This is a genomic window from Acinetobacter sp. 25-47-122, assembly GCF_056779695.1.
The window spans coordinates 248,109-275,011 of record NZ_JBWYIJ010000002.1 but is presented as its reverse complement, the minus strand read 5'-3'; the positions used below and the strand labels follow the sequence as shown (position 1 = coordinate 275,011).

The window sequence follows — 26,903 nt, the reverse complement described above, 5'->3', positions numbered from 1 at the left end:
ATTGAGTGCAATCTTATACTTAATAGATTTGAGTAGCAATTTTATTAAAAAATAAATTTATTATTTTTAAATCACTTAAATGAAAAAAAACCTGAACGAATTCAGGTTTTCTAAGTTTGTTTATTAAATTCTAATTTAATTTAAGTTTACTAAAACTCAAATTTCCATCAGTGCTTTGTATAACAATTGTATCTCCTGGCAAAAATTCTCCCGCCAAGATTTTTTGAGCCAATGTATTTTCAACCTTTTGTTGAATAGCACGTTTAAGTGGTCGAGCCCCATAGATTGGGTCATATCCTGCCTCAATTAATTCATCGAAAGCAGTGTCATCTACAGTCAAACTTAAATCACGATCAGCCAAACGAGCACGTAAGCGATCTAACTGAATATCCGCGATACCTCGAATCTGCGATTTTTTCAGTGCATGGAAGATTACAAGCTCATCAATTCGGTTAATAAACTCTGGTCTAAAATGCTCAGAAACAGCAGCCATCACAACACTGCGTACATCTTGTTCCGTCGCCATGTCACCTAATTCGCGCACTTCATTTGAACCTAAGTTTGAAGTCATGACGATCACGGTATTTTTAAAATCCACCACACGCCCTTGCGAATCAGTCAAGCGACCATCGTCAAGTACCTGAAGCAGAATGTTAAATACATCTGGATGAGCCTTCTCTACTTCATCAAATAACACCACGCTATAAGGCTTACGGCGTACTGCTTCAGTTAGCACACCACCCTCTTCATAACCAACATAACCAGGAGGTGCTCCCACCAAACGACTAACAGAATGTTTCTCCATAAATTCAGACATATCGATACGGATCATGGCATCGTCACTGTCAAATAAGAAGTTTGCTAAAGCTTTAGTTAACTCAGTTTTCCCAACACCTGTTGGACCTAAAAATAAGAATGAACCACTTGGGCGATTCGGATCTGAAAGTCCAGCACGTGAGCGTCGTACAGCATTAGAAACTGCAACTACCGCTTCATCTTGGCCTACGACGCGGTTATGTAAAAATGTTTCCATACTGAGTAATTTTTCACGCTCACCCTGTAGCATTTTTGCTACAGGAATTCCTGTTGCTGCACTTACAACTTCGGCAATTTCATTGTCCGTCACTTTATTACGCAATAATTTAGGTTCAACTTTCTCTTCAGATGCTTCTTCACTGAGTCGTTTCTCCAAATCAGGAATAACACCGTATTGAAGACGAGCCATTTCAGCTAGATCATTTTCACGTTGTGCCTTTTGCATCGCAATACGTGCTTGATCAAGCTCAGCCTGAATTTGTTGATCGCCTTGGACCAAACGCTTTTCAGAAACCCACACTTCTTCAAGATCGCTGTATTCCTTCTCCACTTCAGCAATTTGTTTTTCTAAGTGTGAAACTTCAGCTTTACTTCCCGCATCTTCGTCTTTTTTTACAGCCTCAAGCTGTAATTTGAGTTGAATAAGACGACGCTCTAATTTATCTAGAGACTCAGGTTTTGAATCAAGCTCCATCTTAATTCGAGATGCCGCCTCGTCAATTAGATCAATCGCTTTATCTGGTAGTTGACGATCTGTAATGTAACGATGTGACATTTTAGCTGCAGCAATGATGGCAGAATCTAAGATTTTGACACCATGATGTACTTCATAGCGCTCTTTTAATCCACGTAAAATCGCAATCGTGTCTTCAACGCTAGGCTCGTCAACCAATACTTTCTGGAAACGACGTTCAAGTGCTGCATCTTTTTCAATGAATTGTCGATATTCATCTAAAGTTGTAGCACCTACACAACGTAATTCTCCGCGTGCTAAAGCAGGTTTCAACATGTTACCTGCATCCATTGCACCGTCGCCTTTACCTGCACCGACTAGAGTGTGCAACTCATCGATAAACAGAATAATTTCACCATCATGTTTAGCAAGATCTTTTAATACTGCTTTTAAGCGCTCTTCAAATTCACCACGATATTTTGCACCAGCTAAAAGCGATCCAAGATCAAGTGATAAGACACGTTTATTTTTTAAACTTTCAGGCACTTCTCCATTGACGATACGCTGTGCTAAACCCTCTACAATGGCAGTTTTACCAACACCCGGCTCACCAATCAAAACAGGATTATTTTTTGTACGGCGTGATAAAACTTGGACTGTTCGACGAATTTCATCATCTCGCCCAATCACTGGATCAAGCTTGCCAGAAAGTGCTCGCTCAGTGAGATCAATGGTGTATTTGTTTAATGAATCACGTTGATCTTCATGATTGTTACTCATGACTTTTTCATCACCTCGAACTTTAGTTATCGCCGCTTTTAAACCTGCGGATTGAACACCAACCGCATTTAAAATAGTTTTGGTTGCACCTGTTTCTGCTAAACCAAGTAACACCCAATCTGTTGAAAGAAACTCATCACCCGATTTTTGTGCATAACTATCTGCCAAGTTAAGCGCTTTAACCGCATCTGGACTGAGATTAATATCACCAGTTGGATGAGCAAGTGTTGGAGCATCAGCAAGCGCCTGTTGCAACTTTGTGCTTAATTCTCGTAAATTCGCCCCTGCCTGCTGCAACAAACTCATATTTGATGGCTCTTCAAGCAGTGTCGATAGTATATGGATGCCTTCAATCGCTGTATGATCCTTGCCCATTGCTAAAGATTGCGCATCAGATAAGGCTTGCTGTAAGCGATTTGTAAATTTTTCAAAACGCATTATTATTTTCCTCACAACAAATTTGGTACTTGCTTAGTTAATGGGTGAGAAGCGTCATATTTCAAGTCGGTTTTTTAATTATTTTCTTATATTTCAATTATTTAAAAAATAAAGATAGATTATAATTATAATATTTGTGCTGCTCATACATTTTTCAATACCACTTCACAATTTTTTCATGGTGATTGTGATATTTATCTAATATTCACTAGATATGACAAAGAAAATATATTCCCCGTAAACGGTCATTATTGTTCTCAAATCATCACATAGGAGTACGCCGAACTTATATCGACTTAATCGGTACATGTTGTGCAAAATCATTCAATATGAATTTATAAGATAAACAATGAATTTTATATTTATTTAAAGAATATAGATAAAACTTATAATAATCACCGTTTTCCTTAAACGGATGATTTAATCATTCAGGCATACTTTCATGAATCATTTTATAAATCTCTCAGAAAATAAAGTTCATCAAGATAAAATTAAATTTATTTTATCTGAAGCAAAAAAAAATATAGAAGATCATACACTCCTCTTTGCAGGCTCTTTAAAACCCCAAGATGCGTGGCTTTTGTTCCAATCCCAACAAGCGATCATTATTGATGTCAGAACACATGAAGAGCGAAAATTCGTAGGTTATGTCGAACATTCAGAACATATTCCTTGGCTCACAGGCATCTCACTTGAACGTAACCCTGAGTTTTTAGAGAAGTTACAATCTTTTGTTAATGCATATGACATCATTTTGCTCATGTGCCGTAGTGGAAAGCGCTCTGCAGCAGCAGCGAGTGTGGCGTATAACGCTGGTTTCACGAACGTATACAATATCGATCAAGGTTTTGAAGGTGATTTAGATCCCAACTCCCATCGTGGTACTTATAATGGCTGGCGATTTCACAATCTGCCATGGGTACAAGAGTAAAATTGATTCGCTCAACTTACATAAAAAAAGCAACCTTAAGGTTGCTTTTTTTAACTCGATAAAATCAAGCTCCGGCTTCAATGATTTCAAAATCATGTGTAATTTCAACACCGCCATCTGAAAGCATTTTACTTGCTGAGCAATATTTTTCTGCAGATAGCTCAACAGCTTTAGCGACTTGCTTTTCTTTAATTGCTTTTCCTGTAACCACAAAATGCAAATGTATCTTCGTGAAAACCGCAGGAATTGTATCTGCCCTCTCAGCTTTCAACTGACATTGAACACCAGTCACATCTTGTCTAGATTTTTTTAATATGGTCACAATATCAAACGAAGCACACCCACCAAGCCCCATTAAAATGAGTTCCATCGGACGTGGACCACGGTTTTCACCACCGTAAGCTTCAGCACCATCCATGATAATTTGGTGACCGCTTTCAGATTTTGCTTCAAAAGCAACATTCTCTAACCAATGTACGCTAGTATGCATTGCAACTACCTAAAAAAAACTATAAATTTACTTAGGACTGTACACTAGCATATATTGAGCTGATAAGGAATTTCACCTCTTATGCTTCACGTGGCAAGTTTATTTAGGTCTAAAGATCTAGTTACTATCCAAATCGGAATTTAAAAAGCATGACTTCTAATTTTTCACAACTTAGTACAGATGCTTTGTCGCCAGGTCAATTACCTGAATCTGTCAAAGCTTTGCTCAAGCGTGCGCACATCAATAGATTTCCAAAACGAACTTCAATTATTGATGCGGGCTCAGAGTCGAAATCTCTGTATCTAATTTTAAAAGGGTCGGTTTCAATTATTTTACGTGAAGATGATGAACGTGAAATTGTTGTAGCCTATTTAAACCCAGGGGACTTTTTTGGAGAGATGGGATTATTTGAAAGTAATCCTCAGCGTACTGCAGAAGTACGTACACGTGATGTATGTGAGATTGCTGAAATTTCATATGCTAACTTCCATGAAGTAAGTAAGCAGTATCCAGATCTTAGCTATGCGGTGTTCGCACAGCTCGTTCGTCGCTTAAAAAATACAACTCGAAAAGTAACTGACCTAGCATTTATTGATGTATCGGGTCGTATTGCACGTTGTTTAATCGACTTGTCAGCTCAACCTGAAGCAATGATTCTTCCAAATGGACGCCAAATTCGTATTACTCGTCAAGAAATTGGTCGTATTGTAGGTTGTTCACGTGAAATGGTTGGTCGTGTTCTTAAAACACTTGAAGAACAAGGCATGATTGAAACTGATGGTAAAGCTATCTTAATTTTTGATTCATCATTAGAAGCAGTAAATTCTGTTGAAGAAGACTTTGACAACAATGATGATGAATAAATTTTCATCTGATCTACATTCAAAAAAGCAAATCTGACGATTTGCTTTTTTATTGCCTTTTTTCTGAAAACTTTCGAATTTATTTTACATACGTTTTGAATCTTAGATTAGGTATGATTTAAATATATCAACTTAAAAAATACAGCAAGGATGTTGAGCATGAAATTTAATCGACTTGGGCAAACAGATATACACGTTCCCGAAATTTGTTTAGGAACAATGACCTTTGGTGAGCAAAATAGCCAGTCCGAGGCTTTCCAACAACTGGAATATGCACTCGAGCGGGGGTTAAATTTTTGGGATACTGCAGAGATGTACCCAGTACCACCTAAAGTCGAAACTCAAGGAGCGACGGAAGAAATTATCGGCAATTGGATTCAGCAGCGCGGCCAACGTGATCAACTTTTTCTTGCTTCAAAAATTGCAGGTCCAGGCCAAGGTGGTAGCAATATTAGAGGCGGCACAACTCGCTATACTGCCAGCGACATCAGCTCAGCCTTAGACTCAAATCTTAGACGCTTAAAAACTGACTATATTGATCTTTATCAGCTGCATTGGCCTCAACGCCCAACCAATATGTTTGGTCAATTGGGTTATACCAATCACCATGCTCACAGTACACTAGATATCACACCACTCGAGGAAACCTTATCTGCCCTTCAAGCGGAAATTAATAGAGGTAGAATTCGTTATATCGGACTCTCCAATGAGACACCATGGGGAACCATGAAATTTCTACATTTAGCTGAAAAGTTAGGGCTGTCTAAATTTGTTTCTGTACAAAACCCCTATAACTTATTAAATCGTACCTATGAAATCGGCATGTCGGAGATTGCTAAATTTGAAGGCATCGGTTTACTGGCCTATTCACCACTCGCTTTTGGCTATTTAACAGGAAAATTTAGACATGGTGCGAGACCTGCAAATGCCAGAGTCACCTTATACTCTAGATTTTCGCGTTATAGTAATCCTGAAAGTGAATGGGCAACTGAACAATACGCACTCTTAGCAGAAAAACATGGACTGACATTAACGCAATTAGCGTTAGCTTTCATTAAGCAGCAGTTCTTCGTGACCAGCACAATCATTGGTGCAACCGATTTAAATCAACTCAAAGAAAATATTGATGCTTTTAATGTGTCATTGTCAGAAGAAATACTTCAGGAAATTGAGATTATCCATAAACAACAACCAAATCCAGCACCTTAAGTGTCTAATAAATTCGATTTCAATACATTTGAATCAAAGCCATACTGTGATAACAATTTACTGAGTGGTGAATATAAAAAAAGGATGCTATCGCATCCTTTTTAGCTTTATTCTTTTAACGGCGACTTTGGTTATAAATCGCTTGAGCTGCAGGTAAGTTTTTACGCATCGCCTCAATTCGTTGAGCATTTGAAGGGTGTGTTGATAAGAAAGATGCATTGCCACCATTACTTGCTTTAGCCATCTTTTCCCATAACGTAATCGCTGCTTGTGGGTTATACCCAGCTCTAGCCATTAACATTAATCCACCCTGATCAGCACGGCTCTCCAAGTTACGTGAATAAGGCAACCCTACACCCAGTTGAGAACCAATTTGTGCAACTGCTGCGCCACCTTGACCTACCCCAGCTGCACTTAAACCAACACCTAAAGCCAAGTCAGTTAAAGCTTGAGCACCCAATTTGCTTTTTGCATGCTCTTCCAAAGCATGGATCATTTCATGCCCCATGATGGCCGCAATTTCAGCATCTGTTAAATTTAAACGTTCCACAATACCTGTATAAAAAACAACTTTACCACCTGGCATGACAGAAGCATTTAATTCACTTGATTTAATTACAGACACTTGCCATTGGAATGGCTGACCCGTTTGATTCATTTGATCAGCATATGGACGCAAACGATTGTAGACATTGGTAATACGCTTATAGGTATTTGAGCTTGTATCCAATAAGCCCTTACTGCGAGCTGTATCAATGGCTTGCGAGTAACTTTGTGCAGCAGCTGCATTTAATGTCGCTGAGTCTGCACCCGCCATATCCGCAAATGTTGTACACCCTGAAATCGAGATCACCGCAGACGCAGTAAGACCGAGCAATAATTTGTTCTTCATTATAATGTTCCAATCTACTTGAAAGTACTTGTTCTTAATTATAAACAAACTCAACTACGCTTAATATCTCATTTTTCTTCACTTTTTTATTTGTTATGTAATTTAGTAAACAAATTGATAGCTAATCCAAAAGACCAAACAAAAAATATTAAGCACGAGATAGGTTTGACTCCACGGTTTTAAACGAGTTTCGAGCTTCTCATCTTTACGCTTAAAAAATAAATAGGTGTTTTGAATTAAAATAATAGGGACCAATACGCAAGCGATCATAATCGACAGTCCAATAAAGACTTGGTATACCACTTCTTCGGCTACTGTTTGAGATCGAATTATCATCATCGCAATCGTGGGTGCCCCCCCCATTGCAAATAACAACGAATAAAACATTGTTCCAGAAATATTTTTATGCATCCTGCACACTCTATTATTTTATACATTCGATTTTAACAATCTCTAAGATTCAGCACAGCCAATTTTTATACAACTTTGGTCGTTGTTTAGATCAAAAAAAGCCCTGTGATATCACAGGGCTTTTTTAAAACTTTTAATTAAGCTTCAAACGGGTGACGAAGAATAATCGTTTCATCACGGTCTGGACCAGTTGATACGATGTCGATTGGACATTCGATTAACTGTTCAAGTCGCTTAATATAGTTGATTGCTGCTTCTGGCAATTGGTCTAAAGATTTAGCACCAAAAGTAGACTCAGTCCAACCAGGCATTGTTTCGTAAATTGGTTTTAAAGTTTCAAATGCAAGTGCATCAGAAGAACCTACGCAGCCCGAATCTGCAGCCTCATAACCGACACAGATTTTGATTTCTTCTAAACCATCAAGAACGTCAAGTTTAGTCAAGCAAATACCCGAAAGTGAGTTTACTTCTACTGAACGACGAAGGATTTCAGCATCGAACCAACCACAGCGACGTTGGCGACCAGTAGATGCGCCAAATTCTGAACCTACAGTACCAAGGTGCTTACCAATTGCATCACCAACATCGTTTGCAGCATCATAAACCAACTCAGTTGGGAATGGACCTGCACCTACGCGAGTTGTATAAGCTTTGGTAATACCCAATACATAGTCAAGGTGTAATGGACCAAGACCAGAACCAGAACTCACACCACCAGCAGTCGTATTTGAAGATGTTACGTATGGATAAGTACCATGGTCAACATCAAGAAGTGAGCCTTGAGCCCCTTCAAACATGATGTTGTCACCGTTCTTACGATATTTATGCAATTCGCCAGTAACATCAACAACCAGTGGAGCAACAACTTCACGCCATTGATCACATAACGCAAGCACGTCTTCAAGCTTAACCGCTTCTACACCGTAGAACTGTGTTAATTGGAAGTTATGGTATTCAAGTAACTCTTCAAGCAATGCTTTAAGATGATCACCACCACGCACTAAATCAGCGACACGAACCGCACGACGTGCAACTTTATCCTCATACGCTGGACCAATACCACGACCTGTTGTACCAATCTTGGCATTCCCACGTTTTTTCTCACGTGCTTGGTCTAATGCAATATGGTTTGGCAAAATTAATGGACAGTTTGGAGAAATACGTAAACGTTCTTTAACTGGCACACCTTGCTCTTCAAGAATCGTCATCTCTTTGATTAACGCTTCAGGAGAAAGCACTACACCGTTACCAATTAAGCAAAGTACGTTTTCACGTAAAATACCAGATGGAATGAGGTGTAAAACAGTTTTCTTACCACCTACGACGAGAGTATGACCTGCATTGTGTCCACCTTGATAGCGAACAACTGCAGCCGCTTGATCTGTGAGCAGGTCAACGATTTTACCTTTACCTTCGTCGCCCCATTGGGTACCAAGTACCACAACATTCTTGCCCATAATAGCCTCATTGCATCATGCTGTTAAAATTGAAGAACATGATTTGAAATTTAGTATTCAAATCAGGTGATTAAATCTGTTCGAGTTTCCACTCACCCGCTTGATTCACCAACTGGTGAGTCGCGTTAGGTACTGAATTCAACTCATCTTGACCAAGCAACTGCACAACGCTTTTACCTTGATCACGTAATCCTTGAATTGCTTTGACTAGGTCAGCATTATTTCCCTTAGGTGCAACGATCACTTCCAATGCTTTAAATTGACCAGCGCTTAAAGCGTATAAGTCACATGAAAAGCCAGTTGCTGGACGTGCACGACCAAAATGCTCACCAATACCATCATAACGTCCACCTTGAGCTAATGGTGCAGCACGATTTGGTGCATACACTGCATACATTAAGCCAGTGTGATAGTGATATGAACGAAGCTCTACAACATCGATACCAATATGCAGATTTGGCCAACGTTGCTGAATCGCATCTTGTGTGCTTTGAACTGCATTAAATGCTTCTTGGAATGCCGAATCTTCTAAGATTTCTTGGCTTAAATGTGATTTTAAAGCGACTAAATCACTTGCATAACGACCAAGCGCATAAAAATCAGAGCCGAATTTAAGTTGTTGCGTATATTCAGCAAGCTCTGGTAATGCTTTACGCTGATATAAATCAGATAGATGCGACTCTATAGCTTTGTTCAATCCTGCATGTTTGACTAAGCTACGGAATAGACCAACGTGTCCAATATCTAAATGGATCGCCTCAGTTACACCTGTATTTTTTAATAATTCCAACATGACATCGATCATTTCGACGTCAGCATCGATACTGTCTGAACCAAACAACTCAGCACCGAGCTGTAAAGGCGCACGTGTGGTATTGAAACCTTGTGGTTTGGTATGAAGTACCGTTCCAGCGTAGCAATAGCGTGCAACACCTTCAACTGGATACACGTGTGCATCAATACGCGCCACCTGAGGCGTCATATCTGCACGCACACCAAGTAAACGACCTGAAAGTTGATCGATTACTTTAAATGTGGCTAAGTCTAAATCTTGATTCGATTCTGAAAGAGAAGATAGAGATTCGATGTATTCAATAAATGGCGTGTACACCAATTGATAACCTCGAGCTGCGAGGAAATCTAACGCGGTACGACGCAAAGTTTCAATAACTTGCGCTTGCTCTGGTAATACATCAGCTACACCATCAGGTAATAACCATGTCTCTGAAATGGGCATGTTGTAAACCTAAATTCTGTCAGCGCGGAACAAATCCGCATAAAAAAATCGGGAACACACCCGATTTCTCCTAGTCTATCACGATCAACCCCCATGTGCATCAGACTTTTAAATAATTAAATCGGAATTTTAGATTATTCATAAGCTTCGATTGGTAATTCTGAACGCACTAGCAGTTGATCTATGTTATAGACATAAGCCTTTATAAAAGACACAGCATTTCAGTTTCATGACTGATCTGGAAATGAATGACATAAATCCAGTAAACGATTGGTATATCCCCATTCATTATCATACCAAGCATAGACTTTAGCTTGCTTCCCGACCACCATGGTTTGAGTTAAATCTACAATGAGTGAAAATGGAGAATGATTAAAGTCAGATGATACTAAAGGCTCATCTGTTACCGACATAATTTCCGAAAATTGCTCTCGTGCTGCTGAAATTAACGCTTCATTTAACTGATGGTCTGTAATTGGCTGTTGCGCTATAAATGTCAAATCAATAGCTGCCACATTAATGGTAGGAACACGAATTGAGTAACCGTCTATTCGCCCTTCCATTTTTGGCATGACACGTTTGATTGCACCTAGAGCAGATGAAGTCGTTGGAATAATGTTTTGCCCAGACGCCCTCGCACGACGTAAATCGCGGTGAACGTGATCTAAAACGGATTGATCCGCTGTAACAGCATGAATTTCTGTCATTAACGCACTTTCTATGCCAAAGGCATCGTCAATAATTTTGACCAGAGGAACCAATGCTTGTGTCGTACATGAAACACTCGAAATAATCTGATCCGTAGTTTTAACCTCTTTATGATTTACCCCGTAGACGATTGCAGCATCAACCGTATCAAAAGGTGCAGCCCCAATTATCACGCGTTGAGCGCCAGCATTGAGATGGCGTGTCGCTTCTGCTCGAGATCTAAATAAACCAGTACACTCTAAAACAACATCAACGTTTAAACGCTTCCATGGTAGTTGATCTGGTTCTGTTTGACAGTGAACTTCAATAGATAATTTTTTTTGATAGGCATAAATATTGAGAAATACTTGCTCTGCCACATAACTCAACTCCACTTCCCCATGAAATCTTCCATGTGTGGTGTCATATTTAAATAAATGAATTAAAGTTTCTACATCAGCCACATCATTAATCGCAACGATTTCAAAATTGAATTGCTTTGGATTTTCAAACCAAGCTCTTAAAACATTTCGCCCGATTCGTCCAAATCCGTTAATTGCGATACGTTGCATATGTAACCTTCAACTCTTTAATACAAGTTCTTGAAAGCTCTATGTTAAAGTATTTCTAAACTATACAGTAATAAATAATGGTCTTATGACTACTCAATATTTTTGATTGATCTTCGTACGAGATACACAGCTTGAGCATTTAAGAATCGTCTCAACAACGTTAATGCTTAAAATTCCACCTAAAACCAGAATTAAAGAGAATTGTCATTAAAACACTTTAAAATCATTGGTACAGGTGGCAAATTCCGTTATAATTTGGCGTTTTTAAACTTTTAGCCCGGTATGCTGGGGTGAATTTTATTGTGAATTCGCACTTTATTTCCCAGACATATTATTTGCCAATACAGAATTAATGGAGTGACTTGGTTGTGAGTACTCGTTTTATGACATCAGCTGAAATTCGTGAAGCATTTTTGCGTTACTTTGAATCGCAAGGCCACACACGTGTCGCGTCGAGTTCTCTAGTTCCTGCCAATGACCCAACTTTGCTCTTTACAAATGCTGGTATGAACCAGTTCAAAGATTGCTTCTTAGGCCTAGAAAAACGAGATTATGTACGTGCAGTGTCATCACAAAAATGTGTTCGTGCTGGCGGTAAACATAACGACTTAGATAACGTGGGCTACACAGCTCGTCACCATACGTTTTTTGAAATGTTAGGTAACTTCTCTTTCGGAGATTACTTTAAACGTGACGCGATTAAATTCGCTTGGGATTTCTTAACCAATGAAAAATGGTTAGGCCTACCTAAAGACAAATTATATGCAACGGTTTATCACACTGATGATGAAGCATTCGACATCTGGAACAAAGAAATCGGTCTAGATGAGTCTCGCATTATTCGTATTGGCGACAACAAAGGCGGTCAATACGCTTCAGATAACTTCTGGGCAATGGGTGACACAGGTCCTTGTGGTCCATGCTCTGAAATCTTCTTTGACCATGGCGATCACATTTGGGGTGGTTTACCAGGTACACCAGAAGAAGATGGCGACCGTTTCATCGAAATTTGGAACAACGTATTCATGCAGTTTAACCGTACTGCTGATGGCGTACTTCACCCTCTTCCAGCACCTTCCGTTGATACAGGTATGGGCTTAGAGCGTATTTCTGCTGTTTTACAACACGTAAACTCAAACTACGAAATCGACCTATTCCAACATTTGCTTAAAGCTGCAGCTGAAATTATTGGTTTAGATACTGCTGAACTTGAAGCGAAAGCACAAGCTGAAGGCAAACCAGTTGAATACCCTGCGTCTTTAAAAGTAGTTGCAGATCATGCACGTTCATGTTCATTCTTGATTGCTGATGGTGTAAACCCTTCAAACGAAGGCCGTGGTTATGTACTACGTCGTATCATCCGTCGTGCAGTACGTCACGGTAACAAATTGGGTGCGACAGGTTCATTCTTCCACAAAATGTTAAAGCCTTTAATTGAGGTGATGGGCGCTGCCTATCCTGAACTTGAAGCACAACAAGCGCGTATTGAAGCTCAACTTTTAAAGGAAGAAGAGCAATTTGCTAAAACCTTAGAACAAGGTTTGAAATTGCTTGAAGGTGAACTTGCGAACTTAAAAGGTTCTGTAATTCCAGGCGAAGTGGTCTTCAAACTTTACGACACGTACGGCTTCCCAACTGACCTTACAGCGGATATCGCACGTGAACGTGATTTAACCATTGACGAAGCTGGTTTTGAAAAAGAAATGGCTGCTCAACGTCAACGTGCACGTGATGCGGGTAAATTCGCAATCGACTACAACAGCGTTGTAAAAGTTGAAGGCGAAACTCAGTTTGACGGCTACGATGCAACTGCTGGTGAGGGTCAAATCATCGCAATCTATAAAGATGGCGAACAAGTTGATGAAGTCGTTGAAGGTGATGAAGCTTTAATCGTTCTAAACCAAACACCTTTCTATGCAGAAAGCGGTGGTCAAATCGGTGATACAGGTATCTTTAAAAACGATACAGGTATTTTCGAAGTTCAAGACACGAAAAAATCTGGTGGTGCGTTCGTTCACCAAGGTATCGTGACCATGGGTAACTTTAAAGTTACTCAAAATGTAGAAGCAACAGTTAAAGCAGACATCCGTGCAGCAACAGCACGTAACCACTCTGCGACTCACCTTCTACATGCTGCACTTCGTCAAATCTTGGGTTCACATGTTCAACAAAAAGGTTCATTGGTTGCTTCTGACGTGTTACGTTTCGACTTTGCCAATGATCAACCCGTGACATTTGAACAGATTCAAGAAATTGAACGTCTGGTAAATGCTGAAGTGATTGCCAATACGCCTGTAACAACCGAACTCCTTGACATCGAATCTGCAAAAGCTAAAGGCGCGATGATGTTGTTTGGTGAGAAATATGGCGAAGAAGTTCGCGTACTTTCTATGGGTTCAATCATTGAAGAGAAAAACTTCTCGATCGAACTTTGTGGCGGCATTCACGTAAAACGTACAGGTGACATTGGTCTGTTCAAAATCACTTCTGAAGGCGGTGTTGCTGCAGGTGTACGTCGTATTGAAGCAGTTACAGGTTCGAAAGCAATTGAGGTGGCTCAAAAAGCTGATCGAGACATCAACACGATTAATGGCTTATTGAAAGCACAAAAAGATCAAACGATTGAGAAAGTTGAAGCCTTAGCGGACACAGCATCAAGCTTACAAAAGCAAATCGATCAATTGAATCAAAAACTTGCACATTTACAGGCGGGTGAACTACTTAGCCAAGTTAAGGAAATTGCAGGTCGCAAAACGTTAATCACGACTGTTCAAGGTATGGATGCGAAATCACTTCGCAATCTACACGACGGCGTGAAATCAAAATTAGAAAATGCTGTGATTGTCCTTGCAGGTGTAGAGGGTGACAAGGTGAGCTTGATCGCATCTGTAGCTAAAGACTTCACAGCTTCTATAAAAGCAGGTGACATCATCAAACACTTAGCAACTGAGCTTGGTGGTAAAGGTGGTGGTAAGCCTGATTTGGCACAAGGTGGCGCGCCACTTAACGAGAAGTTTGCTTCCGTCATGGCAGAATTAACTGCTTGGCTAGCTGCAAAATAAAACTTCACCTTTTGTGTAACTGACCTTGAACAACTCTTCAAGGTCATGGTTTATATGGAACAACTATGGCATTAATCGTTCAAAAATATGGCGGTACTTCAATGGGTACTCCTGAGCGCATTTTAAATGTTGCTCGTCGTGTAAAGCGTTGGCATGATCACGGCCACAAGGTTGTGGTTGTTGTATCAGCAATGAGTGGTGAAACCAATCGCCTACTCGCTTTAGCGAAAGCCATTACCGACACCCCTGACCCACGAGAATTAGACCAAATGGTTTCTACGGGTGAACAGGTAACGATTTCAATGTTAGCAATGGCACTGAATTCTATCGGTGTGGAAGCTAAATCTTTGACTGGACGCCAAGTTGGTATTAAAACTGACAGCTCATTCACAAAAGCACGTATTGAATCAATTGATACAGATGTCATGACTGAACAATTAGATGCTGGTCGTGTCATCGTTGTTGCAGGTTTCCAAGGTTTTGATGCTAACGGCAACACAACAACTTTGGGTCGTGGTGGTTCTGATACCTCTGGCGTTGCATTAGCAGCTGCACTCAAAGCGGATGAATGTCAAATTTATACAGATGTGGATGGTGTATATACAACAGATCCACGTGTTGCACCAAAAGCGAAGAAAGTTGATCGTATTTCTTTTGAAGAAATGCTCGAAATGGCTTCTCTTGGTTCTAAAGTTTTACAGATCCGTTCTGTTGAGTTCGCGGGTAAATATCAAGTCCCTTTACGCGTACTCTCTAGCTTCGACAATGAAAATGATGGCGCATTTGACGAAGAATTCAAAAACAACGTCGGAACACTTATCACTACTGAATTGGAAGACAAAATGGAACAGCCAATTATCTCTGGTATCGCATTTAACCGTGACGAAGCTAAATTAACTATCTTAGGTGTGCCTGATCTTCCTGGTATTGCATCTAAAATTTTAAAACCGATTGGTGATGCAAATATCGAAGTGGATATGATCATCCAAAACGTTGAAGAAGATGGTACAACTGACTTCACATTCACAGTCAATCGTGGCGAACTTGCTAAAGCGAAAAAAATTCTTGAAGAAACTGCTCAAGCAATCGGTGCTCGTGAAGTTGCAACACGTGATGATATTGTAAAAGTATCTATCGTAGGTGTTGGTATGCGCTCTCATGCTGGTGTTGCAAGCAAAATGTTTACAGCACTTGCTGATGAAGGCATCAATATCCTGATGATTTCAACTTCTGAAATCAAAATCTCTGTTATTATTGAAGAAAATTATTTAGAGCTTGCTGTTCGCTCACTTCACACTGCGTTTGGTCTTGACCGCGAACATGGCGAGTCTAGCGCACGTGCTTAATTTTCTGTCATGAGTTAGCAGAAACAATGCATACTTGATGAAGAAATATTCAGAGCCACTATAGTTTTTCCTATAGTGGCTCTGTTATATTAGGTCTAGAGGTTTATGGGATAATTTCAATAGTCCTGTGCGAATGGTTAAATTCGTCACACTTATCTATTAAAATATTTCGTGGTGCCGAGGTTGTTATTTTCACTTTTTGAAAAAACTATCGCAGGTTTAGCGTTTAAGCAAGGAGATAAACATGCTGATTCTCACCCGTCGTGTTGGTGAAACATTAATGATTGGGGATCAAGTCAGTGTCACTGTACTTGGTGTAAAAGGTAACCAAGTGCGAATTGGTGTGAATGCGCCTAAAGAAGTATCTGTACATCGTGAAGAAATCTATCAACGAATTCAGCATGAACGTGCGATGCATGAGCACTTGCAACATCTTGACCAAGATTACCAACCTTCTTACGAAGAAGAGAATTACACTCAAAATGATTTCAATCGTTGATTAGAAATGATTTTGTGACTAAAGCGGCTAAATTTAGCCGCTTTAAATTTTTGGTGTTTAAGCTGTTTAAAGTCCCAATGATTTGCGTACTGGACCAAAACTACGCCTGTGCTCTTCAACCACGCCAAACTGTGCAATAGCTTCAAAATGAGCTTTGGTCGGGTAGCCTTTATGTTTTGCAAAACCAAACTGAGGATATTTAGCATCAAGTTCTAACATTTGATGATCACGTGTCACCTTAGCCAGGATACTGGCAGCAGAAATTTCTGGATGTAATGCATCTCCTCCAACTACAGCATCACAACTCATACTCAATCCTTGGGGAATTTTATTACCATCAACCAATACATGTTGTGGTTGCACAGTCAATTGTTCAACGGCACGACGCATTGCCAACAACGAAGCATTCAATATATTGAGTTCATCAATTTCTTGATGACTCGCTTCAGCTATAGCCCAAGCTAGTGCTTTTTCTTTGATCTCTATAAATAATTTTTCACGTTTCTTTTCACTGAGTTTTTTAGAATCATTTAACCCAAGAATCGGATTGTTAGGATCCAAAATTACAGCAGCAGCAACGACCGATCCCACCAGTGGACCGCGCCCTGCTTCATCAGCACCAGCAATCATCATCATTTTCCTAATTTATCCTTAAAAAAATAGGCCGATCAAAATCAGCCTATTCATATATCTTTAAAATTAACGTACAGCTTCAGCTACACATTCATTAATAGTTTTAGTCACGATATTGCTGACGATTGTTGCACGTGCTGTTGGATCAATTGCTGCTGTAGCCAAATCAACCGTAGTTACGCTTTGAGGAGCTTTTTCACTTACACATCCACAAATTTCACCTTGGATATTTTCTTTCTGCTCTGCAGTCATTAATTTCGTTGCAGTTTTCCAAGCAGAAATATTGTTCAATTCAGTTGTGCATTTTGCATTGATCGCAATTTTAAGTGCAGCCGAACCTAACTGTTGAGTGGTATTTGCTGCAGGTGATGATGTCCCTGTTGTACCTGTAGCACAAGCTCCGAGCACCAATGTCATTGGTGCGAGTAAAGCGATTAATTTTTTCACAGTATTGTCCTTATGATCTTACGAATTGAGCTATTTTGCCTAATGTAACATCATGAAGAAATAGATTTTTTGTATTTCCCGACTATATGTTCAGTTATAAATCGCATTCCGTTGCATATTTTCAACACTGTGTCCCATTTCAATACTTATAAATAATTTATGCTTAAATTATTATGTACGAAATTCAATCATAAGTTTATATCATGAATAATAAATCCAAATATTACACACGTACAGCTCAATTCTTGCATTGGGTCATGGCGATTATTTTTATCACGGCGTGGGCGATCGGCTTTTATAGCGGCAATTTTTTAAGTTATGAAGTAGATGGTAGCTTCAAAGGTGACGTCATCACGCTTCACAAAAATATTGCAACCACCATTATTTTTCTGGTCGTGGTTCGTATCTTTTGGCGCTACACTCATCCTGCACCCGAGTTACCAGAGACAATGTCTCCCCTCATGAAAAGACTTGCACATTTAGGGCATCTTGGACTTTATTTTATGCTTCTGGCTTTACCAATTACGGGTTGCTTATGGAGTTGGAGTCTCGGCTACCCTGCACCAGTATTATTCTTATTTGATCTACCTGCTTTAATAGGTGAGAATCCTCAAGTAACTGAAATTGTAAAACCACTACATATTTGGATTTCTTGGGCTGCAGGTTTAATTTTACTCGGACATATTGCTGCGGCATTAAAGCATCACTTTATAGATAAAGATCATGTCTTAGACAGCATGACCAAACAACCTAAAGATTGATTGAGTACGGCTCTAAATTTCTGAGTTAGATTTAGAGCTAATCACACATGCTTTTAGGCTATTCAACATGGCTTTTCGAATGACTTCTTGCTTGATATCTTCGTTAACTGTTGCTTTGGCAAGTTCCTGAGCCGGAATATCTTTTAAAGCATGATTTGATACACAATCACAGGTTTCTAATTTTAATTTCTTTTTGTTTTCTTCATTCATTAAATATGTCGTTATTTTCCATATTTTTGAATTGTCGACTTCACGCTCACATTGATACTGGATGACAGGCTTTAATATACGCTGTGTCAATGTCGTATTTGCATTCGCGATAACTACGGGCAACATTAGCAGACTCAGGCAAAACAAAGACTTCAATTTCAACATCACATTCGGCTCTATTGTTTAAAGCATATTAAACCAAAGGTGGGATTTTGCCCCCACCTTCCAGTATTTTACATAAACAAGTTTAACTGTTTTAAATTGCGAGAATTTTATCTTTCCACTTTTGTTTTTGCACATCGGAAATAAACGATGCTTCAAATGAATTTATAGCGAGTTGCTTTAATTCATGATTTGTTAAATCTAAGGCCTCAGCAATCGCAATAAAGTTATCATTCATATACCCACCGAAATAAGATGGATCATCTGAATTGACGGTTACATGCACACCCTGCTGTAACAAACGGCGAATATTATGATCTGCCATATCATCTACAACACAAAGCTTTAAATTTGATAATGGACAAACCGTTAAAGGCATTTTTTCAGCAATCAAACGCTCCAACAACTTTGGATCTTCTTCAGAGCGTACGCCGTGATCAATACGATTCACTTTAAGTACATCCAAAGCTTCCCAAACATATTCTGCTGGACCTTCTTCACCTGCATGAGCAACAACCAAAAATCCTTCATCACGTGCTTTTGCAAATACCCTTTCAAATTTAGAAGGTGGATGCCCAACTTCACTTGAATCTAACCCTACCCCAATAATTTGGTCTTTGTAAGGTAACGCTTGTTCAAGTGTTTCAAATGCGGCCTCTTCACTCAAATGGCGTAAGAAACACATAATCAAATGCGTTGTGATGCCTAATTTTTCCTCAGCATCGTGGCAAGCTCGTTTTAAGCCTTTAATTACCGTTTCAAATGACACACCACGATCCGTATGCGTTTGCGGATCAAAAAACATTTCAGTATGAACCACTCGATCTTCTGCACATTTTTCAAAATATGCCCATGCAAGATCATAAAAATCTTGCTCATTAATCAATACATTCGCACCTGCATAGTAAATATCTAGAAATGATTGCAGATTGTGAAAATTATAAGCCTGTTTGACTTCTTCAACTGATTGATATGGGATTGCAATTTCATTGCGCTGAGCAATGGCAAACATCAACTCAGGTTCAAATGTCCCTTCAATATGGACATGAAGCTCAGCTTTAGGTAAAGCTTTAATTAACTCAACACGGTTCATTGCTACTCCTCATGAAACCAAAAAATAAAAAGGGTGCAAACTGAGTTTACACCCTTTTAAAAACTGTTAAAAATTAGCCGCCAAACATTGCAAATTTTAGCGCCCATAATACTGCGATAATCCATACCATATATGGTACTGTAGATGCTTTACCTGTAAGTAACTTCACCAATGCATAACTGATAAAGCCCATGGCAATACCATCAGCGATTGAGTAAGTGAACGGCATAAACACGATCGTTAAGAAAGCAGGAACCGCTTCAGTAATATCATCCCAATCAATATGCGTAATTCCCTGAATCATCAATACCCCTACAAAGAGTAAGGCTGGTGCAGTTGCAAACCCAGGAACAGATTGAGCTAACGGTGCTAAGAACAAACAAGCAATAAAAAGTAAGCCAACTATTACCGCTGTAAGACCTGTACGCCCCCCTGCTGCTACACCCGCAGAAGACTCAATATATGGTGTCGTTGATGATGTACCTAATGCAGCACCAGCAACAATCGCTGAAGAGTCTGCAAACAGAGCTTTCTTTAAGCGTGGCAATTTACCATCTTTGAGTAAACCAGCACGATGTGAAACACCAACCAGCGTTCCTGTTGAATCAAATAGATCAACTAAGAAGAACACAAAAATTACACCGATTAAACTTGCGGTAAATAAGCCTTCAAAATCCATTTGCATGAATGTTGGTGCAATTGAAGGAATTTGACCAACCACACCTTTAAATTCACTCAATCCTAGGAATGTTGAGATTGCAGTCAACACTAAAATACTAATGATAATCGCACCACGTATTTTAAAGTGATGCATAACAACAACCATCAAAAAACCGAATAAGGCTAAGAGAACGGTTGGTTGTTTTAAATCACCTAAACCCACTAGAGTCGCAGGATTATCCACAATGATGCCAGCATTTTTCAAAGCGATTAATGCTAGGAATAAACCAATACCACCACCAATAGCCAATTTTAAAGACATTGGAATGGCATTCACGATAGCTTCACGAATTTTAAACATACTGATCGCGATGAAGACCAGACCAGACACAAATACCGCAGCTAAAGCGGTTTGCCAAGGCACACCCATTCCTAAACATACCGAATAGGTGAAATATGCATTTAAGCCCATACCCGGAGCCAATGCGATTGGGTAATTGGCAATAATACCCATGACAAAACAACCAATTGCTGCTGCCAAACATGTCGCAACAAATACCGCACCATGATCCATTCCTGTTTCAGACAGAATCATTGGATTGACAATGATGATGTAGCACATTGTTAGGAATGTCGTCATCCCTGCAATCATTTCAGTTCGAAAAGTTGTTTTGTTTTCGCTTAGTTTAAATAAGCGTTCAAGCAAACCCGCTGAAGAATTTGGATTTGTCATTGTCGAGCCCCTGCTTAAGATCGAGCGAGTCGTAAAAATTATTTAGATCATTTATTCAATGATTCATTGGCAAATGTAGCTCAGATGACGCATTCAATAAACGTACCAAAATGACATTTCCGATAAATTGAAGCACAATTAAAAAAGCTGCAATAAAGCAGCTTTGATATGATGATCTATCAATTGAACAGTCGCTAGACAATTCGATCTATCGGGATATATTTTTAATTATAACATAGACTGAATTTGAAGGGCTGAATACACAGTCATAGGTTATAAAGCGCAAAAATTTAATCTTTATTTAAATTATGTTAAAAAATATAAATTTAAATATACCCCTTAAAAAATAACTGATGATTTTTAGATCATTTAATTTTAAATGGTAAATAGATTAAGCTTGCTGACAGTGAATACTTTCTAAATTTGCATTCTCACCGATCAGCATGAACTTTATTTCATTTGGAGGTATTCCCAAATCAGGTAACCTAATCCAAAGCCTAGACAGGAATACGCAGTAATAATAAAGAAAACGAAACTTGCTTTATTCTTTTTTTTCAAGAAATTCATAATGTTCGCCTTAAGTTAACTCGTCATGCACTATGATAATGCATTTAGCAAATAATACTAGTGAAATAGAATTATTTTCCTTAAATATCAATAAATTACTATTTTTAATAAATACTATCAGTACTTTTCATAACCACTTCATTTTATTATAAAAAAATTGAATATCCCACCTAAATGCATCAATTTTCAGATCTTTAAAATAAAAAGGCCACTCTTCATAGTGGCCTTTCATTCGATCAGTTTTGTTGAGAAACAAAACGTGCTCTGGCAGCATGAAGCTTCTTATAGCTCTCAATAAGTTTTAAATGACGATCGAGGCCTTCGAGTTGCATATTGGTTGGCGTTAATCCATAAAAACGTACATCACCTTCGATTGAGCCTATTGCAGCATCGACTCTCTCATCACCAAACATACGTCTAAAATTTGGTTCGTAGTCTTCAATTTCCATCTCTTCATCTAACAATACTTCTAATACAACATCCATGCATTGATAGAATAAACCGCGTTCTACAGTATTGGTGTTGTATTGTAAGAACTGTTCTACTTGGTCTTTCGCTTCTTCGAAATTTTCCAAAGCTAAGTTAATCAATAATTTTAATTCAAGAATAGTTAACTGACCCCACACCGTATTATCGTCAAATTCAACACCAATCAAGGTAATAATATCGGTATAGTCATCCACTTCAACTTCTTCAAGTTTCTCAAGCAAAGCTTCGAGCTGTTCATTATCCAAACGATGTAAATTAAGAATATCTTCTCTAAAGGCTAAAGCTTTATTGGTATTGTCCCAAACCAGATCCTCAACCAAATACACCTCAGAATATCCTGGCACCAGAATTCGGCATGCAGTTGCACCTAAATGTTGGTATACAGCCATGTAAACTTCTTTACCCATCTCTTTTAGGATATTGAACATCTTTTCAGCTTCTTCAGCATTTGTATTTTCACCCTGACTGGTGAAATCCCACTCTACGAAATCATAATCAGATTTCGAACTAAAGAATCTCCAAGATACAACGCCCGATGAATCAATAAAGTGTTCCACAAAGTTATTTGGTTCTGTCAGTGCATGGCTATTGAAAGTAGGACGTGGTAAGTCATTTAAACCTTCAAAACTACGACCTTGTAAAAGTTCGGTAAGGCTGCGTTCCAATGCAACTTCAAAGTTTGGATGAGCCCCGAATGATGCAAAAACACCACCCGTTCTTGGATTCATTAATGTCACGCACATGACTGGGAATTTCCCACCTAATGAAGCATCTTTGACCAGCACTGGAAAACCTTGCTCCTCAAGTCCCTTAATACCCTCAACTATTTTTGGGTACTTTGCTAGAACATGTTCAGGTACATCTGGCAAGGTAATTTCACCCTCTAAAATTTCGCGCTTCACCGCACGCTCAAATATTTCAGATAAACATTGTACTTGTGCTTCAGCCAAGGTATTTCCTGCGCTCATACCATTTGACAGATACAAATTTTCGATCAAATTTGAAGGGAAATATACAATCTCACCGTCTGACTGGCGCACAAATGGTAACGAACAGATACCTCTCTCAATATTGCCAGAATTTGTGTCGTACAGATGTGTGCCTAATAACTCATCTTCGGGATCGTAAATTTCAAGTGTATATTCATCTAAAATTTCTGATGGCAATTCACCATTTGGACCTGGTTGGAACCACTTTTCATCTGGGTAATGCACAAATTCAGCATTTGCGATTTCTTCACCCCAAAATTGGTCGTTATAGAAGAAATTACAATTCAAACGTTCAATAAACTCGCCTAATGCAGATGCTAAGGCACTCTCTTTCGTTGAACCTTTACCATTGGTAAAACACATTGGCGCTTGTGCATCGCGAATATGTAAAGACCATACGTTTGGCACTATATTCCGCCAAGACGCAATTTCAATCTTCATCCCTAAGCCCGCCAAAATTGCAGACATGTTGGCAATCGTTTCTTCAAGCGGCAAATCTTTGCCCGGAATAACAGTCACATTTTCCTTGGCAATATTTGGCATAAGTAAAGCTTGAGCATCCGCATCAATGCTTTCAACTTCCTCAATAACAAATTCTGGACCTGTTTGAATCACTTTTTTTACAGTGCAACGGTCGATTGAACGTAAAATACCTTGTCGATCCTTATCAGAGATATCTGAGGGTAATTCGACTTGAATTTTAAAAATTTGTTTATAACGGTTTTCTGGATCAACAATATTATTTTGGGATAATCGAATATTTTCTGTAGGAATATCTCGTGCAGCACAATACACCTTTACAAAATAAGCTGCACATAATGCTGAAGACGCAAGAAAATAGTCAAATGGGCCTGGCGCAGATCCATCACCTTTATAACGAATAGGTTGATCGGCAATAACCGTGAAATCATCGAACTTTGCTTCCTGTCGAAGATTGTCGAGATAATTGACTTTGATTTCCATGCGGGCACCTACAGAACTTATCCAAACAGCTAGATAAGTTAAAAATAAATTAAAACGCATTGTAATCAGAAATGCTTGCAAATTGAATGAAAGTTTTTTAAATCCTCCCCTTAAGCTCTCTCTAATTGGGCGTAATCAGTATTTTATTTACAAAAATTTTAACAAAAAAAAGCTGGTACCGTAGTACCAGCTTTTTTAATCCGCCAAACTGAAATTCAGTTCAACTTAAGTGTTATTAGATGCTTGCAATAGCAGCATTTAAAGTTGCACTTGGACGCATAACTGCATTTACTTTCTCTGGATCGATTGCGTAGTAACCACCGATATCAACAGATTTACCTTGAACCTCTGCAAGTTCAGCAACGATCTTCTCTTCATTTTCAGCTAAAGTCTTCGCTAAAGTAGAGAATGTCGCTTTTAATTCAGCATCTTCGTCTTGAGCTGCTAATTCTTCAGCCCAGAACTTCGCTAAATAGAAATGGCTACCACGGTTGTCTAACTCACCTGTACGACGTGATGGAGATTTGTCGTTGTCAAGTAATTTACCAGTTGCAGCATCCAATGTTTTCGCAAGTAGTTTAGCTTTAGGGTTGTTTTCTTTAATACCAAGCTCTTCAAGTGAAACAGCGAGTGCAAGGAACTCACCTAAAGAATCCCAACGTAAGTGGTTTTCTTCAACAAGTTGTTGTACGTGTTTAGGTGCTGAACCACCTGCACCAGTTTCGTACATACCACCACCCGCCATTAAAGGCACGATAGACAGCATTTTCGCAGAAGTACCAAGCTCCATAATTGGGAACAAGTCAGTGAGGTAGTCACGTAGAATGTTACCCGTTACAGAGATTGTATCTAGACCACGAGCAACACGTTCAAGTGTGTAACGCATTGCACGTACTTGAGACATGATTTGGATGTCTAGACCATCTGTATCGTGATCTTTTAAGTATTTTTGAACTTTCTTGATCAATTCGTTTTCGTGTGGACGGTATGGATCTAACCAGAAGATTGCTGGCATACCAGAGTTACGTGCACGTGTAACAGCCAATTTCACCCAGTCGCGGATCGGTGCATCTTTCACCTGACACATACGCCAGATATCACCTTCTTCCACGTTTTGAGACATTAACACTTCGCCAGTTTCGATATCTGTGATGTTAGCTACACCAGCTTGCGCGATTTCGAATGTTTTGTCGTGTGAACCGTATTCTTCAGCTTTTTGAGCCATTAGACCAACGTTAGGTACAGTACCCATTGTGCGTGGGTCGAAGTTACCATTCCACTTACAGAAGTTGATCATTTCTTGGTAAATACGCGCAAATGTAGATTCAGGCATTACTGCTTTACAGTCGTAAGGCTTACCGTCAGCACCCCACATTTTACCACCACCACGGATCATTGCAGGCATAGAAGCATCTACGATCACGTCGTTTGGAGAATGGAAATTAGTGATACCTTTTGCTGAATCCACCATTGCTAAAGCAGGACGGTGTTCTTGACATGCGTGTAGATCTTCGATGATCTCTTCACGTAAAGAAGTCGGTAAAGTTTCGATCTTCTCATAAAGACCAGCCATACCGTTGTTTACGTTAATACCTAGTTCGTCGAACAGTTTACCGTGTTTTTCGAACGCTTCTTTGTAATAAATCTTCACACAGTGACCGAATACGATCGGATGTGAAACTTTCATCATGGTTGCTTTAACGTGTAAAGAGAACAAGATGCCCGCTTCTTTACAATCATCTAATTCTTTTTCATAGAAGTCGCAAAGTGCTTTCTTGCTCATGAACATAGAATCGATGATTTCGCCGTCTTGCAGTGCAACTTTGTCTTTAAGAACGATGGTTTCACCAGAATTGGTGATCAGTTCCATTTTCACATTGCGAGGACGATCTAAAGTCATAGACTTTTCGCCGTGATAGAAGTCACCTTCATCCATGTGAGAAACGTGAGTTTGTGACCACTGTTTCCACTCACCCATAGAATGTGGGTGTTTTTTCGCATAGTTTTTAACAGCAGCAGGCGCACGACGGTCAGAGTTCCCTTCACGCAATACTGGGTTTACTGCTGAACCTAAGCATTTACCAAAACGTGCTTTGAGTGCTTTTTCTTCTTCAGTCGTAGGATTCTCAGGATAATCTGGAATTGCATAGCCTTTTGATTGAAGCTCTTTGATACATGCAGTCAACTGAGCTACAGATGCACTGATGTTTGGAAGTTTGATGATGTTTGTGTCTGGATCTTGTGTAAGACGACCTAATTCTGCAAGATTGTCTGATACTTTCTGCTCTTCGCTAAGGTATTCAGAGAATTCAGCGAGCACGCGTGCTGCAACTGAGATGTCAGTTTTTACAATCTCAACACCAGCAGGCTTAGTAAAGGTCTCAATGATCGGCAGTAGTGAGTAAGTCGCCAGTAATGGCGCCTCGTCGGTCAGTGTGTAGATGATAGTTGACTTTCCACCAGCCATATATAGCCCCTTGCTTTGGATTGAGTTACAGAGCACCGAACTTTTGGTCCAGTCTCTTAGAACCGATTTGCTTAAATTAAAACGTTGAGAGTATCGTTCTTCGTCGCATTTCAGTCAATGAAATAAGCTTTTAGTACGCTATTTTGATGAAATAACATACAAAATAGTATCCATCTTTAGTTTGATAATACTGTATGAATTTCATTACTTCTGAATGAAAAGTGAAGAACTGGTAATGAACGTTGATCTCAACTTCCCTGTAATATGAACATTATACGTGTCTCATATTTAAACAGGATGGCAAAAGCGTACATTTCGGGCGTTATTGTAAGTGTTAATGTACGGGTATATTAATAAATTACGGAA

The 26,903-nt window shown here is 39.3% G+C and carries 22 protein-coding genes; 7 read left to right on the top strand and 15 right to left on the bottom strand.

Features of this window, described 5'->3' with window-relative positions; genetic code table 11:
• Positions 1–130: 130 nt before the first annotated feature.
• Positions 131–2,707 carry an ATP-dependent chaperone ClpB gene (clpB, locus tag AC1M9P_RS02815; protein WP_481586667.1) on the bottom strand — a complete coding sequence of 859 codons (2,577 nt, stop codon included), beginning with the start codon at positions 2,705–2,707 and terminating at the stop codon, positions 131–133.
• A gap of 442 nt (positions 2,708–3,149) precedes the next feature.
• On the opposite strand from clpB, the gene AC1M9P_RS02810 reads away from it, so the two are divergent.
• Positions 3,150–3,638 (top strand): rhodanese-like domain-containing protein, encoded by a 489-nt coding sequence (locus AC1M9P_RS02810; RefSeq protein ID WP_481586666.1) that lies wholly within the window; start codon positions 3,150–3,152, stop codon positions 3,636–3,638.
• A gap of 64 nt (positions 3,639–3,702) precedes the next feature.
• Here the strand turns inward: AC1M9P_RS02810 and AC1M9P_RS02805 are convergent, their stop codons facing one another.
• On the bottom strand, positions 3,703–4,128 hold the full coding sequence (locus AC1M9P_RS02805) for an OsmC family protein (RefSeq protein ID WP_481586665.1): 426 nt from the start codon (positions 4,126–4,128) through the stop codon (positions 3,703–3,705).
• A gap of 149 nt (positions 4,129–4,277) precedes the next feature.
• Between AC1M9P_RS02805 and crp the strand changes: the two genes are divergently transcribed.
• Positions 4,278–4,991, top strand: a complete 714-nt coding sequence (gene crp, locus AC1M9P_RS02800; protein ID WP_035265881.1) for a cAMP-activated global transcriptional regulator CRP — start codon at positions 4,278–4,280, stop codon at positions 4,989–4,991.
• Positions 4,992–5,150: 159 nt separating this feature from the next.
• On the top strand, positions 5,151–6,200 hold the full coding sequence (locus AC1M9P_RS02795) for an NADP(H)-dependent aldo-keto reductase (RefSeq protein ID WP_481586664.1): 1,050 nt from the start codon (positions 5,151–5,153) through the stop codon (positions 6,198–6,200).
• 115 nt (positions 6,201–6,315) lie between these two features.
• Here the strand turns inward: AC1M9P_RS02795 and AC1M9P_RS02790 are convergent, their stop codons facing one another.
• The 5 genes from AC1M9P_RS02790 to gap form a co-directional block, all read right to left on the bottom strand.
• Positions 6,316–7,092: a M48 family metallopeptidase gene (locus tag AC1M9P_RS02790; protein WP_035265878.1), complete on the bottom strand. Its 777-nt coding sequence runs from the start codon at positions 7,090–7,092 to the stop codon at positions 6,316–6,318.
• A 102-nt stretch (positions 7,093–7,194) separates the two neighbouring features.
• The gene (locus AC1M9P_RS02785) at positions 7,195–7,503 is read right to left on the bottom strand and encodes a hypothetical protein (protein ID WP_481586663.1); all 309 of its coding nucleotides are present in this window, start codon (positions 7,501–7,503) and stop codon (positions 7,195–7,197) included.
• Between the two features lie 137 nt (positions 7,504–7,640).
• Positions 7,641–8,960, bottom strand: coding sequence for an adenylosuccinate synthase (locus AC1M9P_RS02780; protein WP_035265875.1), 1,320 nt, complete (start codon positions 8,958–8,960; stop codon positions 7,641–7,643).
• Positions 8,961–9,030: 70 nt separating this feature from the next.
• Positions 9,031–10,197 (bottom strand): ATP phosphoribosyltransferase regulatory subunit, encoded by a 1,167-nt coding sequence (locus tag AC1M9P_RS02775; RefSeq protein WP_481586662.1) that lies wholly within the window; start codon positions 10,195–10,197, stop codon positions 9,031–9,033.
• 227 nt (positions 10,198–10,424) lie between these two features.
• Positions 10,425–11,456, bottom strand: coding sequence for a type I glyceraldehyde-3-phosphate dehydrogenase (gene gap, locus AC1M9P_RS02770; protein WP_035265873.1), 1,032 nt, complete (start codon positions 11,454–11,456; stop codon positions 10,425–10,427).
• Positions 11,457–11,824: 368 nt separating this feature from the next.
• Between gap and alaS the strand changes: the two genes are divergently transcribed.
• The 3 genes from alaS to csrA all read left to right on the top strand — a co-directional run bounded on the left by alaS (position 11,825) and on the right by csrA (position 16,363).
• The gene (alaS, locus tag AC1M9P_RS02765) at positions 11,825–14,518 is read left to right on the top strand and encodes an alanine--tRNA ligase (RefSeq protein WP_171076753.1); all 2,694 of its coding nucleotides are present in this window, start codon (positions 11,825–11,827) and stop codon (positions 14,516–14,518) included.
• A 65-nt stretch (positions 14,519–14,583) separates the two neighbouring features.
• Positions 14,584–15,864 (top strand): aspartate kinase, encoded by a 1,281-nt coding sequence (locus AC1M9P_RS02760; RefSeq protein ID WP_035265871.1) that lies wholly within the window; start codon positions 14,584–14,586, stop codon positions 15,862–15,864.
• Between the two features lie 244 nt (positions 15,865–16,108).
• Entirely contained in the window at positions 16,109–16,363 is a 255-nt protein-coding gene (gene csrA / locus AC1M9P_RS02755; RefSeq protein WP_035265869.1) for a carbon storage regulator CsrA, read from the top strand.
• A 66-nt stretch (positions 16,364–16,429) separates the two neighbouring features.
• Here csrA and rnhB read toward each other — a convergent pair whose 3' ends face one another.
• Both rnhB and AC1M9P_RS02745 read right to left on the bottom strand, forming a co-directional pair.
• Complete coding sequence (gene rnhB / locus AC1M9P_RS02750) at positions 16,430–16,996, bottom strand: ribonuclease HII (RefSeq protein WP_035265924.1); 567 nt, start codon at positions 16,994–16,996, stop codon at positions 16,430–16,432.
• Between the two features lie 66 nt (positions 16,997–17,062).
• Positions 17,063–17,443, bottom strand: a complete 381-nt coding sequence (locus AC1M9P_RS02745) for a hypothetical protein (protein WP_180027580.1) — start codon at positions 17,441–17,443, stop codon at positions 17,063–17,065.
• A 203-nt stretch (positions 17,444–17,646) separates the two neighbouring features.
• On the opposite strand from AC1M9P_RS02745, the gene AC1M9P_RS02740 reads away from it, so the two are divergent.
• Entirely contained in the window at positions 17,647–18,204 is a 558-nt protein-coding gene (locus tag AC1M9P_RS02740) for a cytochrome b (protein WP_481586661.1), read from the top strand.
• A gap of 12 nt (positions 18,205–18,216) precedes the next feature.
• On the opposite strand, the gene AC1M9P_RS02735 is transcribed toward AC1M9P_RS02740, so the two are convergent.
• The 6 genes from AC1M9P_RS02735 to AC1M9P_RS02710 all read right to left on the bottom strand — a co-directional run bounded on the left by AC1M9P_RS02735 (position 18,217) and on the right by AC1M9P_RS02710 (position 26,537).
• Entirely contained in the window at positions 18,217–18,540 is a 324-nt protein-coding gene (locus AC1M9P_RS02735) for a hypothetical protein (protein WP_481586660.1), read from the bottom strand.
• A 130-nt stretch (positions 18,541–18,670) separates the two neighbouring features.
• Positions 18,671–19,669, bottom strand: a complete 999-nt coding sequence (locus AC1M9P_RS02730; protein WP_180027578.1) for an adenosine deaminase — start codon at positions 19,667–19,669, stop codon at positions 18,671–18,673.
• Positions 19,670–19,742: 73 nt separating this feature from the next.
• Entirely contained in the window at positions 19,743–21,062 is a 1,320-nt protein-coding gene (locus tag AC1M9P_RS02725) for an NCS2 family permease (protein WP_035265860.1), read from the bottom strand.
• A gap of 450 nt (positions 21,063–21,512) precedes the next feature.
• Complete coding sequence (locus tag AC1M9P_RS02720; RefSeq protein ID WP_092766106.1) at positions 21,513–21,629, bottom strand: hypothetical protein; 117 nt, start codon at positions 21,627–21,629, stop codon at positions 21,513–21,515.
• A gap of 236 nt (positions 21,630–21,865) precedes the next feature.
• Positions 21,866–24,070, bottom strand: coding sequence for an OsmC domain/YcaO domain-containing protein (locus AC1M9P_RS02715; protein WP_481586659.1), 2,205 nt, complete (start codon positions 24,068–24,070; stop codon positions 21,866–21,868).
• Between the two features lie 235 nt (positions 24,071–24,305).
• Positions 24,306–26,537 carry an NADP-dependent isocitrate dehydrogenase gene (locus AC1M9P_RS02710; RefSeq protein WP_481586658.1) on the bottom strand — a complete coding sequence of 744 codons (2,232 nt, stop codon included), beginning with the start codon at positions 26,535–26,537 and terminating at the stop codon, positions 24,306–24,308.
• Positions 26,538–26,903 lie beyond the last annotated feature (366 nt).